Annotated in this window: 7 protein-coding genes; 3 read left to right on the plus strand and 4 right to left on the minus strand. The window is 74.1% G+C overall.

From position 1 onward, the window contains the following. Positions 1-4: 4 nt before the first annotated feature. From nhaA to RM844_RS16635, 3 genes are all read right to left on the minus strand, one after another. Complete coding sequence (gene nhaA / locus RM844_RS16625; RefSeq protein ID WP_311667987.1) at positions 5-1,303, minus strand: Na+/H+ antiporter NhaA; 1,299 nt, start codon at positions 1,301-1,303, stop codon at positions 5-7. A gap of 238 nt (positions 1,304-1,541) precedes the next feature. Then, positions 1,542-2,270 carry a potassium channel family protein gene (locus RM844_RS16630; protein WP_311667988.1) on the minus strand — a complete coding sequence of 243 codons (729 nt, stop codon included), beginning with the start codon at positions 2,268-2,270 and terminating at the stop codon, positions 1,542-1,544. Between the two features lie 120 nt (positions 2,271-2,390). Beyond that, on the minus strand, positions 2,391-3,767 hold the full coding sequence (locus tag RM844_RS16635) for a TrkH family potassium uptake protein (protein WP_311667989.1): 1,377 nt from the start codon (positions 3,765-3,767) through the stop codon (positions 2,391-2,393). 162 nt (positions 3,768-3,929) lie between these two features. Here RM844_RS16635 and RM844_RS16640 point away from each other — a divergent pair, with 162 nt between their 5' ends. The 3 genes from RM844_RS16640 to RM844_RS16650 all read left to right on the plus strand — a co-directional run bounded on the left by RM844_RS16640 (position 3,930) and on the right by RM844_RS16650 (position 11,792). Beyond that, complete coding sequence (locus RM844_RS16640; RefSeq protein ID WP_311667990.1) at positions 3,930-4,583, plus strand: DUF1449 domain-containing protein; 654 nt, start codon at positions 3,930-3,932, stop codon at positions 4,581-4,583. A gap of 257 nt (positions 4,584-4,840) precedes the next feature. Then, positions 4,841-6,919, plus strand: a complete 2,079-nt coding sequence (locus tag RM844_RS16645; protein WP_311667992.1) for an SPFH domain-containing protein — start codon at positions 4,841-4,843, stop codon at positions 6,917-6,919. Between the two features lie 61 nt (positions 6,920-6,980). Next, on the plus strand, positions 6,981-11,792 hold the full coding sequence (locus RM844_RS16650; RefSeq protein ID WP_311667993.1) for a DNA repair ATPase: 4,812 nt from the start codon (positions 6,981-6,983) through the stop codon (positions 11,790-11,792). Between the two features lie 177 nt (positions 11,793-11,969). On the opposite strand, the gene RM844_RS16655 is transcribed toward RM844_RS16650, so the two are convergent. Further along, the gene (locus RM844_RS16655) at positions 11,970-12,950 is read right to left on the minus strand and encodes a hypothetical protein (protein ID WP_311667994.1); all 981 of its coding nucleotides are present in this window, start codon (positions 12,948-12,950) and stop codon (positions 11,970-11,972) included. Positions 12,951-12,956 lie beyond the last annotated feature (6 nt).

Here is a 12,956-nt window from a genome sequence, read left to right on the forward strand (position 1 = left end):
AGGTTTAGGCCGTCTCGGTGGACGCTTCGGTGGTTTTCCCGGCGGCAGCGGCGGCCGTCGCCGCGTCCCGCCGGTCCAGCGCCCGGCCCCGCAGGGTGAGCATCACGGCGGCGGTGGCGGCGGCCAGCAGCGAGGCGACCAGGACGGCCGCCTTGACGTGCTCGGTCAGCGTCGGGTCGTCGGCGAAGGCCAGCTCGGCGATGAGCAGCGACACGGTGAAGCCGATGCCGGCCAGCAGCGCGACGCCGGTCACGTCCGGCCAGCCCAGCTGGGGGTTGAGCCGGGCGCGGGTGAAGCGGACCATGAGATACGTCGCGCCGAGGACGCCGACCAGCTTGCCGAGGAAGAGGCCGAGCACCACGCCCAGCGCCTCCGGCTCGCCGGCCATCTCGCCGAGGGTCGAGGGCGAGACGGGCACCCCGGCCGCGAAGAAGGCGAAGACCGGCACCGCGAACCCGGCGGACACCGGGTGGACCAGGTGCCCGACGTGCTCGGCCGGGGTCTCGTCCTCGTCGTCCCCGGGGGTGGCCCGCAGCAGCAGGCCGAGGGCGACGCCGGCGATGGTGGCGTGCACCCCGCTGTGGTACATCAGCACCCAGACCGCGGCGGCCAGCGGCAGGTACCACCACCAGCCGCGCACCCCGCGGCCGTGCAGCAGGCGGAAGAGCACCAGGCCGGCGACCGCGCCGGCCAGCGCCGCGAGGTCCACGCCGGAGGTGAAGAAGACGGCGATCACCAGGATGGCGATCAGGTCGTCGACGATCGCCAGGGTGAGCAGGAAAACCCGCAGTGCGCTCGGCAGCCGCCGGCCGACCACCGCGAGCACGCCGAGCGCGAACGCGATGTCGGTGGCCATCGGCACCGCCCAGCCGTCCGTGCCACCCCCCTGTGACACCGCCCACACCAGGTAGAACAGCGCCGGGGTGAGCATGCCGCCGATGGCGGCGACCACCGGCAGCGCGGCGGCGGCCGGCCGGCGCAGCTCGCCGACGGTCAGCTCGCGCTTCAGCTCGGTGCCGGCGACGAAGAAGAAGATCGCCAGCAGCCCGTCCGAGGCCCAGTGCCCCACCGACAGGTCCAGGCCCAGGAACGGGATCGCCAGGTGGTGGTCGCGCAGTGATTCGTAGCCGTCCCCCCACGGGGAGTTGACCAGCACCAGGGCCAGGGTGGCGGCGATCAGCAGCAGCAGGCCGCCGGTGACCTCCAGGCGCAGGAACTCGGCGACGGAGCGCCGGTCCCGGTCGCGGAGGGTGAGCTTCTTCGCGGCTTTCGGCAGCTTCTGGGGCAGGCTGGGCGGGGTCATCGGGATCCTCCCTGGTACGGCGAACGACGTCACGGACAGCTCGCCGACCAGACTTCCCGGCACACCCAAGGCGCCCGGACGATCGTGCACCGATCGTCTCTTGACGCGCTCTTGACGCCCACCGTACCCCGCCGTCCTCCGGCGGAACCCTCAGGTCAGCCAGGGGTCGGCCGGCGGCGGTCGGGCGCCGCCCCGGGCGGGAGGGCCCGGCGGGACGGCCCCGGGCGGGAGGCCCGGGTCAGGTCAGCTCGGCGAACGACTCCACGGCCGAGGTGCGCCCGGTGACCACGATCACGTCCCCCGGCCGCACCTCGGTCTCGGCGGTGGCGTGGGTGAACTGCTCGCCGGGGCGCTTGACGCCGACCACCGTCACGCCGTGCCGGGCCCGCACCCCGGACTCGCGCAGCGGCATCCCGGTGACGGACTCCGGGGCGACGGTCTTGACCAGGGCGTAGTCGTCGTCGAACTCGATGAAGTTCAGCATCCGGCCGGTCACCAGGTGGGCCACCCGTTCGCCCATCTCGTGCTCCGGCAGGATCACGTGGTGGGCGCCCAGCCGTTCCAGGATCTTGCCGTGCTGGCGGCTGATCGCCTTGGCCCACAGGTTGGGCACGCCGGCCTCCAGCAGGTTGGAGGTGGTGAGGATGCTGGCCTCCACGTGGGAGCCGATCGCGACCACCGCGCGCGGGAACTCGTGCAGGGCCAGCTGTCCGAGCACCTCCTCGTCGGTGGCGTCGGCGAGCACCACCTGGGTCAGGGTGTCGCGGTGCTGCTGCACCAGCCGTTCGTCGGAGTCGATGCCGAGCACCTCCCAGCCGCGTCGCATCAGCTCCTCGGCCAGCGAGGTGCCGAACCGGCCCAGGCCGATCACGGCGATCCGCTGGTCGTGGCCGGTCTCGGCGGTCCCGTGCGGCATCGTCGGGTGCTTGCCGCGCCGGCGGCGCATGGCGTGCAGCTGTGAACTCATCGGCGTTCCCCTCGTTTCCCCTCGTTCCCGCTGGTCTTCCCGTTGTTGTCCGGGTGGTGCCCGCTCGCGCCCACTCGGGCCGTCCGGCCGTGGGCGGCCGGGGCCGGGCGGGTTCCTCGGTCAGCCAATGATCGGCCGCTCCTGCGGCAGCCGGTAGCGCTGTTCCCGCACCCGCATCGCCAGCGCGGAGACCAGGATGATCGGACCGACCCGGCCGACGAACATCAGCCCCATGATGATCCACTGGGCCGCCGGCTGGCTGTCGCCGATCAGTCCCGAGTGCAGCCCGGTGGTGCCGAACGCCGAGACCGCCTCGAAGACCACCAGGTCGGCCCTGGCCCTGACCAGCGACAGCAGCGCGACCGTGGCCACCAGCAGGAAGGCGGCGCTGAGCAGCGTCACGGCCAGCGCCTGCCGCACCACCTCCGGGCTGATCCGCCGCCCGAACAGCCCGATCTCGCGCTGCCCGCGGATCTCGGCCAGCACGGCGGCGCCGAGCACCGCGACCGTGGTCACCTTGATGCCGCCGGCGGTGCCGGCGCTGCCGCCGCCGACGAACATCAGCACCGCGGTGCCCAGCAGCGTCTCCGGCTCCATCGCGGACACCTCGGTGGTGTTGAAGCCGGCGGTGCGGGCGACGGTGGAGTGGAAGAACGCGTTGAGCAGCTTCTCGCCGACGCCGAACGGGCCGAAGGTGGCCCCGTTGCGCCACTCGAAGACCAGGGTCAGCAGCATCCCGGCGAGCAGCAGCAGGGCGCTGGTGGCCAGGGTCAGCCGCAGGTGCAGCGACCAGGGGCGGTGGGTGCGCACCCCGCCCGGGCCGCGGCGGTGGGCCCGGAGCAGCTCGATGACCACCGGGAAGCCGAGCCCGCCGAGCAGCGCGGCCAGCGCGACCGGCAGCAGGATCCAGGGGTCGTCGGCGAACGCGGTGAGGCTGTGCCGGTAGGGGCTCAGGCCGCCGTTGTTGAACGCCGAGACGGCGTGGAAGACGCCGTGGTAGAGCGCCCGGCCGAACGGCTGGCCGTGGCCGAGCGCGAAGCGGGCGGTCAGCAGCACGGCGGTGGCCGCCTCGACGGTGACGGTGATCAGCGCGATCCGGCCGAGCAGCCGGCGCAGGTCGCCGCTGCCGGCGCTGGTCTGGGTGGTCTGGCTCAGCGCGCTGCGCAGCCGCAGCTTCCCGGCGGCCAGCAGCGCCAGCATGGAGGCCAGGGTCATCACCCCGAAGCCGCCGATCTGCATCAGGGCCAGCAGCACCACGTCGCCGAAGCCGCTCCAGTAGCTGCCGGTGTCCACCAGCACCAGCCCGGTCACGGAGAGCGCGGAGGTCGCGGTGAACAGGGCGGTCAACAGGCTGGGGGCGACGTCCTCGGCGCTGGCCACCGGCAGTCTCAGCAGCGTGGTGCCGAGCACGATGACCATGCCCAGCGCCAGCATCACCAGGCGGGCCGGGTGCGATCCGGCGATCCAGCGTCGCAGGGGGACGGCGAGGTGCGCCACGACGTGCCCGTTTCCGTGAGAACTGACCGGGCGTCAGCATAGTCCCGCGGTGGGGTTTTGGGATGTTTTGGCGGGGTGCGTGGCCGGGGTGGCGGCGAAGTGCACTAGCGCACCCGGGTGTTAAGAGGGTATTAATATGGGCAGTGACCTTGGGGGGGTGGCATGGCGGAGTTCTTTTCCACGACGCTGGAGTTCCCCGCCGTCGTCTTCACCATCCCCTTCGCCGTGGTGCTGCTCTACTGGCTCTTCGCGCTCGCCTTCGGTGTCGGCGCCGGAGCGGTGGACGCGGCCGACGGCGGGGCCGACGCCGGCTCGGGAGCCGGCTCCGGCTGGTTCGGGCTCGGCGGGGTGCCGCTGACCGTCTCGCTGTCGCTGCTGATCGCGCTGGCCTGGTTCGCCGCCATGGCCGGCGGCGAGCTGATCGGCGACGGCGTCGGGCGGGCGCTGGTGCCGCCGGCCGCCTTACTGCTCGGCTGGGCCGGCAGCTGGCTGGCCGTCCGGCCGCTGCGGCGGCTCTTCCAGGCCGAGCCCGGCCTCTACCACCAGCACTTCGTGGGCCGGGTCTGCGAGGTGCGCACCAGCCGGGTGACCACGTCGTTCGGCCAGGCCGAGGTCACCGCGGACGACGGCGGCACCGCCATCGTCCAGATCCGCGCCGAGGGGCCCGAGGCCGCCGAACTGGCCTCCGGGCGACGGGCGTTGATCTACAGCTACGAGCCGGACGGCGGGTTCTTCTGGGTGGCGCCCTATGACGCCGGCCCGGTCGAGCCAGGCCCGGACGAATCGGGGCCCGGACGAAACCGGGCGCTCGACTGACGCGTCTTCACCCGTAGCCGACCGATCCATCGCACGTTCTCCGCACGATGGCGACGCCGCGCGCCGCCGGCCCGCCCGGCCGGCGCGGCCCGTCGCCGGCACACCGGGGCCGCCGCCGGGCGTCCGACCGGACACGTCGCCGCACGCGACGCCGGCCGGCCGCCACGCCGCGGCGCCCCACGACGGCAACGCGCCGCGACCCGTCGCGGCCACGCGGGCCAGCCGCCCGCCGACTCGAACCCAAAGGGGGGCCTCCCATGGAAACCATCGGGACCAGCCTAGGCGTACTGATCGCCGCGATCCTGATCATCGTCCTGGCCACGTTGTTCCTGCTCACCCGCCTCTTCCGCAAGGTCGAGCAGGGCAAGGCGCTGATCGTCTCCAAGGTGCGCAAGGTGGACGTCACCTTCACCGGCGCCGTGGTGCTCCCGGTGCTGCACCGCGCCGAGGTGATGGACATCTCGGTCAAGGCCATCGAGATCGGCCGCACCGGCCACGACGGGCTGATCTGCAAGGACAACATCCGGGCCGACATCCGGATCTCGTTCTTCGTGCGGGTCAACAAGACCGTCTCCGACGTGATCAAGGTGGCGCAGGCCATCGGCACCGAGCGGGCCAGCGACCGGGCGACCCTCCAGGAGCTGTTCAACGCGAAGTTCTCCGAGGCGCTCAAGACCGTCGGCAAGCAGCTCGACTTCGCCGACCTCTACACCAAGCGCGACGAGTTCCGGGACCGCATCATCGCCGTCATCGGCACCGACCTCAACGGCTACAGCCTGGAGGACGCGGCGATCGACTACCTGGAGCAGACGCCCCTCGCCCAGCTCGACCCGAGCAACATCCTGGACGCCCAGGGCATCCGCAAGATCACCGAACTCACCGCCGTGCAGCACGTGTTGACCAACGAGTTCCAGCGCAACGAGGAGAAGGAGATCACCCGGCAGAACGTCGACGCCCGGGAGGCCGTGCTGGAGCTGGAGCGCCGCCAGGCCGACGCCGAGATCAAGCAGCGCCGGGAGATCGAGACCGTCCGGGCCCGCGAGGAGGCCGAGACCGCCCGCGTCCAGGCCGAGGAGCGGCTCCGCGCGCAGACCGCGCACCTGAAGACCGAGGAGGTCCTCGGGGTGCAGAACGAGAACCGCGAGCGGGAGGTCGCCGTCGCGCGCCTCAACCGTGACCGGGTGGTCGCCATCGAGAACGAGCGGATCGAGAAGGACCGCATGCTGGAGGTCATCGCCCGCGACCGGGAGACCTCGCTGACCAGGATCTCCGCCGACAAGGAGATCGAGGGCGAGAAGCGGGACATCGCCGACGTGGTCCGGGAGCGGATCGCGGTGGAGAAGACCGTCGCCCAGCAGGAGGAGGAGATCAAGCGGCTGCGCGCCGTCGAGGAGGCCGAGCGCAACCGGCAGGCCGTCATCATCGCCGCCGAGGCCGAGGCCCAGGAGCGGCTGGTCAAGGACATCAAGGCGGCCGAGGCCGCGGAGGCCGCCGCCACCCACCGGGCCGCGGAGAGCCTCACCCTGGCCGAGGCCAGGCGGAAGGCCGCCGAGATGGAGGCGCAGGCCGCCATCCGGCTGGCCGAGGGCAAGCAGGCCGACGCCGCCGCGCCCGGCATGGCCGAGGCCGAGGTGCAGGAGCGGATGGCGCAGGCCATCGCCGCGACCCGGCGCGCGGAGGCCGACGCCGCCCGCGAGATGGGGCTGGCCGAGGCCGAGGCGCTGCGCGAGAAGATGGGCGCCGAGGCGCAGGGCATCAAGGAGAAGGCCGAGTCGATGGCGGTGCTGGACGCCGCCAGCCGGGAGCACGAGGAGTACCGGCTGCGGCTGGAGGCCGACAAGGACGTCCGGCTGGCCAGCATCGACGTGCACCGGCAGATCGCCGAGGCGCAGGCCACCCTGGTCGGCGCCGGGCTGGAGAACGCCCGGATCGACATCGTCGGCGGCGACTCCGTCTTCTTCGACCGGCTGGTCGGCGCGATCTCCGCGGGCAAGAGCCTGGACGGCTTCCTGGACCGCTCCGAGCAGGCCCGCGCGCTGGCCGGCCCGTGGCTGGACAAGGAGGGTTCGACGTTCACCGAGGATCTGACCCGGATGGTCGGTGGCCTCGGCGCCGGCGGCCTGCGCGACCTGACGCTGGCCGGGCTGCTCAGCGGGCTGATCGCCCGGGGCGGCGACAACTCCTCCCAGCTCAGCGGCCTGTTGGAGACGGTGCGGGCGCAGGGCCTGGGGGACACCAGGCTCACCGAGCTGGCCGCGGCCGCCTCCGCCGGCCCCGCCGTCAACGGCGTGCCGGCCGGTGGCGACGGGCCCGCGCTGCTGGAGAAGAAGGCGTAGCGGACGCCGGGTCCCCTCGGCGCGGGGTCGGCACGGCGAACACGAAGTGGGGGTAGCGAGGGTGGAGACGCGTGCGCAGGACCGGGCCGAGGCCCCGGACCGCGGCAGCTACGAGGTGCTGCGGGACCGGCTGACGGCCGCCGCCGGCACCCTGGCCGAGCGGACACGACAGCTGAACGCCGACCGGGTGGCGACCTTCGGCGGCGGCGAACTCGAACTGGTCGCCACCGACCGGCTGCACACCGAACACGACAGCCTGCCCCGCGACCTGGTCCGGGTCGGCGGCGCCCTGCTCCTCGGCTACCAGGTGCCGCCCGCGCCCGGCCAGTCCACCGGCGTCGCCGAGGTGTTCCGGCTCTACCGGCCGGTCGGCGCCGCGTTCACCCCGGTCCCGCCGGACAACGTGCCCGGGCTGCTGGACGACCCCGCCTTCCAGCGGGACTTCGCCGAACTCTTCCGCTACTTCCAGCAGTCCAGGCTGCTGCGCCTGCGCACCGTCGGCAGCCTGCTGCTGGCCGTCTTCCGCACCGGCGAACGGGTCGACGACATCCGGGTGCTGCGCTGGCGCGTCCACCCCGACGGCCGCCCCGAGTACGTGGACGCCAAGGGCGAGCGGGACCACGTGGCGCCCCCGCCGCACGAGGTGACGTGGACGCCCACCACCCGCGAGGACCACGTGCCGGGCAAGCACCCGCACATCAACATCGCCGACACCGTCTACCTGGCCACCGCCGGCGGCACCCTCACCCTCAAGACCGAGAACGACACCACCACCCCCGGGGGCCGCTACACCGAGCCGCTCGCCGAGCCGCTCCAGTCGCTGGCCGACGCCCAGGTCGGCTACGCCCTGGTCGGCCCGCTGGTGCTGCTGCGGGTGCTGCCCTACAACGAGACCGAGACCCGGTACCTGGTCTACAACTCCCGCACCAGGGACGTCGTCCGGCTGGACGGGCTGGGCCAGGGCTGCCGGGTGCTGCCCGAGGACCAGGGCGTCCTCTTCCCCGGCGGCTACTACCTGTCGGCCGCGCCGGCCGGCTCCGCCGCCCGCACCTTCGACCTGGACACCGAGGGCCTCACCTTCGAGCAGCTGCTGCGCTCGCCCAACGGCGAGGACCTGCTCTACGTCTTCCGCGCCGAGGCCCGCGGCCGGGCTCTGCTGTTGCCCTACAACCTGATCGACAAGTCCGTCCGCGCGCCCATCAGTTGCCTGGGCTTCGCGCTCTTCGACGACGGCCGGCTGGTGGTCTGCCGGGCGGAGGCCGCCGAGGCGTCCCGGGTGCACCCGGTGCAGCTGTGGCGGACCCCGTTCGCCAGCCCCGAGCACGCCGCCGCCCAGCCGCCCGGCACCGGGCCGCTGGCCCGGATCGGCAACGCCGACCTGGTGCGCGGCATCTCCGACGCCTTCACCGTGGTCCGGATGGCCACCGAACTGGAGCCGGACACCGCCGTCTTCGAGGCGGTCATCGCCGCCTGCGACCGGCTCACCGACCAGTACCACTGGCTCGACCTGCCCGAGACGCACGGCCTGCACGAGCCGGTCGGCACCCTGCGCGCCACCGCCGAGCAGGTCATCGCCGAGTACGAACGGGTGCGGCAGCTGCGGCAGCAGGCCGCCGCCGCGCTCGCCGAGGCCGACACCGAGATCACCGGCCTGGTCCGCCGGGCCCGCGGCGAGGCGCCGCGCGGCGCCGCCGACTGGGTCACCCTGCTGACCCGGCTGCGCCGCGCCCAGGGCCGGGTCGCCGCGCTCCGCGACATCCGGCACATCGACACCGGGGCGCTGGACCGGCTCGACGGGCTGCTCACCGAGTCGCTGGCCGCCACCGGCCGCCGCGCCGTCGCCTTCCTCTCCCGGGACGACGCCTTCGACGAGACGCACGCCGCGATCGCCGCGCTCACCGAACGCGCCGCCGCCGTGGAGAGCGTCGCCGACGGCGAGCCGCTGGCCGCCGACGTCGCCGAGCACGCCGACGAACTCCGCACCGTCACCGAGGTGATCGGCACCCTGGAGATCGCCGACGCCACCGTCCGCACCGACCTGCTGACCCGGATCGGCGAGGTCACCGGCGCCGTCAACCGGGCCCGCGCGGTCCTCGACGGCCGCCGCCGGGAGCTACTGGAGACCGAGGGCCGCGCCGAGTTCGCCGCCGAGTACGCGCTGCTCGGCCAGGCCGTCACCGGCGCGCTGGCCGCCGCCACCACCCCCGAGGAGTGCGACGAGCACCTCGGCCGGCTGCTGCTCACGGTGGAGAACCTGGAGGCCAGGTTCGGCACCTTCGACGACTTCCTCACCCAACTCGCCGACCAGCGCGAGGAGATCTACGAGACCTTCGCCGCCCGCAAGCAGGCCCAGCTGGACGAGCGGGCCCGGCACGCGGAACGGCTGGCCGCCTCGGCCGAGCGGGTGCTGGACACCGTCGGCCGGCGCGCCGGCGCCCAGGGCAGCCAGGACGAGATCAACGCCTACTTCGCGGCCGACCCGCTGGTCGCCCGGGTCCGGGCCACCGCCGACGAACTCCGCGCGCTCGGCGAGGACGTGCGCGCCGACGAGATCGACGGCCGGCTCACCGCGCTCCGCCAGGAGGCCGGCCGCACCCTGCGGGACCGCGCCGAACTCTTCGGCGCCGACGGCACCATCCGGCTCGGCCGCCACTACTTCACCGCCAGCACCCAGCCGATCGACCTCACCCTGGTGCCGCACGACGGCGGCCTCGCGTTCGCCGTCACCGGCACCGACTACCGGGCCGCCGTCACCGACCAGGAACTGGCCGCCGCCCGGCACTTCTGGGACCAGCCACTGGCCTCCGAGTCGCCCGAGGTCTACCGCGCCGAACACCTGGCCGCCACCGTGCTGGCCACCGCCACCCCCGCCGAGCTGGCCGCCGCCGACAGCGACGAGCAACTCCTCGCCCTGGTCCGCCGGTTCGCCGAGGCCGCCTATGACGAGGGCTACGACCGCGGCGTGCACGACCACGACGCGGCCCGTGTCCTGGCCGCCGTGCTCCGGCTCAGGGAGGCCGCGGGACTGCTCCGCTTCCCGCCCGAACTCCGCGCCTGCGCCCAGCTGTTCTGGGCCCACAGCACCACCGAGCAGACCCGCGCCGCGCTCACCGTGCGGGCCCAGTCCCTGGCCCGGGCCCGGGCGACCTTCGGCGCCACCGCCGCCGTCGCCACCCTGGCCGGCGAACTCACCACCGCCGTCGGCGACTTCCTCGCCTCGCTGCCCGCCGAGGCCGGCCTGCCGGCTCGGCCCCCGGCCGAGGTCGGCGCCTACCTGCTGGAGGAACTGGCCGCCGGCGGACCCGCGTTCGTCACCAGCCAGGCCGCCGGCACGCTGCGCGGCGACTTCCACGCCGCGCTCGGCGAGGCCGGCGTCAAGGAACTCGCCCAGGACCTGGCCGCCGTCGGCACCGACCTGGCCGCCCGCCACCAGCTGGTCACCGCCTGGCTGGCCGCCTTCGCCGGCGCGCACGGCCTGGCCGACACGGACCTGCCGGAGGCCGCCGCCCTGGAACTCACCGCCGACACCCTGGAGCACCGGCCGGTGGACGCCCCGCTGACCGCTACCATCAGCGGCCTGCTGGGCAGCCACCCCCGCCTCACCAGGGGCGAACTCCCGCTGCGGCTGGACGAGTTCCTCGCCCGCACCGACACCTTCCGGACCGACCGGGTGCCCGCCCACCGCGCCTACGTGCGGCGCCGCAACGCGCTGCTCGACACCGAACGGCGGCGACTGCGGCTGGAGAGCTACCGCCCCCGGGTGATGCCCGCCTTCGTCCGCAACCGGCTGCTGGACGAGGTCTACCTGCCGCTGATCGGCGACAACCTCGCCAAGCAGCTGGGCACCGCCGGCGCCGACCGACGCACCGACAGCCAGGGCCTGTTGCTGCTGCTCTCCCCGCCCGGCTACGGCAAGACGACACTGATGGAGTACGTCGCGGCCCGGCTCGGCATGGTCTTCGTCAAGGTGGACGGCCCGGCGCTGGGCCACCACACCACCTCGCTCGACCCGGCCGCGGCCCCCGACGCCGCCGCCCGCCGCGAGGTGGAGAAGCTCAACTTCGCGCTGGAGATGGGCAACAACGTGCTGCTCCACCTCGACGACATCCAGCACACCTCGCCCGAGCTGCTCCAGCGGTTCATCCCGCTGTGCGACGCCCAGCGCCGGATCGACGGCGTCCGCACCGCCGACGGCGAGGCGGTCACCCACGACCTGCGGGGCAAGCGCTTCGCGGTGTGCATGGCCGGCAACCCGTTCACCGAGTCGGGCCACCGCTTCCGGGTGCCCGACATGCTCGCCAACCGCGCCGACGTGTGGAACCTGGGCGACGTGCTCAGCGGCCGCACCGAGCTGTTCGCGCTCAGCCACGTGGAGAACGCGCTCACCGCAAACCCGGTGCTGGCCCCGCTGGCCGCCCGCGACCGGGGCGACATCGAGCTGCTGGTCCGGCTGGCGCGCGGCGACGAGACCGCGTCGGCGGAGCGGCTGCGCCACCCCTACACCCCGGCCGACCTGGAGCAGATCCTCGCGGTGCTGCGCCGACTGCTGCGGGTGCGGGACGTGCTGCTCAAGGTCAACGCGGCCTACATCGCCTCCGCCACCCAGGAGGACGCCACCCGCACCGAGCCGCCGTTCCGGCTTCAGGGCTCCTACCGGAACACCAACCAGATCGCCGAGCGGATCGTCCCGGTGCTCAACGACGAGGAGCTGGAGGCCCTCATCGACGACCACTACCGGGGCGAGGCCCAGACCCTCACCACGGGCGCCGAGGCCAACCTGCTCAAACTCGCCGAACTGCGCGGCCGGTTGACCCCGGAGCAGGCGGCCCGCTGGGCCGACCTGAAGGCCGGCTACCCGGCGGCCAGCGCCTGACCGGCGGCCGCGCGCCGGCCGGCCCCGGTGGCCGGCTGACCGCTCGGCCGTCGGCCGCACCGGTGCCGGGACGCGGGCGGTTGACCGGCCCGGCGGGCCGGCAGGGGCGGCCGGAGCCGGGGGGCGGCGGAATCCGCGGTCCGGTCCGGCCGGTGGCCGGGCCCGGTGGCCAGCCGGTCAGCGGGCGAGGCTGATCGCGGTGGCGAGCAGGTAGCAGCCGACGAAGAAGCCCGTCAGCCGCAGCACCCCGGCGCCCACGTACCGCCAGTAGAGGCGGCGCGGCGGCGAGGCGTCCGCCGGCAGTGCGGCCAGCACCTCGGCGGGGGAGCGGCGGCCGCCGCCGGTCAGCCGCCACAGCCGTTCGGTGTGCAGCGCCGGCACCCGCCAGGCCGCCAGCACCCCGCTGCTCACCAACTGGTGCCGCAGGTAGGCCAACTCCAGGCGCCAGCCCGCTTTCTGGGTGTGCGGCACCCGGTCGTCCGGCTCCCGCCACTTGAGGAAGCAGTAGCGGAAGCACAGCGACCAGCCGACCGCCAGCGGCACCGTCATGCCCAGCAGCGGCCAGCGGTCCCCGGGGTCGGGGAAGATCGGCCCCAGGGTGCTCACCGTGCCCAGCACGGTGAGCAGCCCGACCGCCCAGCCGGCCAGCGTCCACCGGCCGCGGCGCAGCGGCGCCGTCCGCATGCCGTGCACCAACTCCCGCTGGCTGCGCGGCGCGAAGCCGGTCAGCCCGGTGGTCGAGCGCTCGTACAGCTCCTGGGTCCGCTGCCACAGGCGCGGGCCCGCCGCCGGGCCGAGCGGCGGGAGCGCGTACAACTCGCGGAGCACCGCGTCACGTTGCCGCTCGGTGGCGCGGAACTCGCCGCCCACCGGGCCGTACTTCGGGGTGAGCCGGCGCAGCGCCAGCCAGAGCAGCCAGCCGGCGCCCGCGCTGGCCGGCACGCCGAGCAGCAGCCAGCCGCCCCACGCGTCGAGCCGGCTCAGCGGCAGGGTGAGGCCGGCGAGCAGCACCAGGCAGACCGGCGGGACGACGGCCAGGGCCAGCAGCAGCGGGCCCGCCCCCGACCGGTCGTAGTGCTGTCGATCCAGCGCCACCAGGTGGTCGTTGAACTGCCGAAGCCGCGCCAGTCCCGGCCCGTCGCCCGTCGCATCCCACATGCGTTC

This window comes from Streptomyces chisholmiae (assembly GCF_031845445.1).
Lineage (GTDB): Bacteria > Actinomycetota > Actinomycetes > Streptomycetales > Streptomycetaceae > Streptomyces > Streptomyces chisholmiae.

Excerpts from the sequence above, each read along its gene's own strand:
- nhaA (WP_311667987.1), bottom strand. The coding sequence starts at position 1,303 with ATGACCCCGCCCAGCCTGCCCCAGAAGCTGCCGAAAGCCGCGAAGAAG.
- RM844_RS16630 (WP_311667988.1), bottom strand. The coding sequence starts at position 2,270 with ATGAGTTCACAGCTGCACGCCATGCGCCGCCGGCGCGGCAAGCACCCG.
- RM844_RS16640 (WP_311667990.1), top strand. The coding sequence starts at position 3,930 with ATGGCGGAGTTCTTTTCCACGACGCTGGAGTTCCCCGCCGTCGTCTTC.
- RM844_RS16645 (WP_311667992.1), top strand. The coding sequence starts at position 4,841 with ATGGAAACCATCGGGACCAGCCTAGGCGTACTGATCGCCGCGATCCTG.
- RM844_RS16655 (WP_311667994.1), bottom strand. The coding sequence starts at position 12,950 with ATGTGGGATGCGACGGGCGACGGGCCGGGACTGGCGCGGCTTCGGCAG.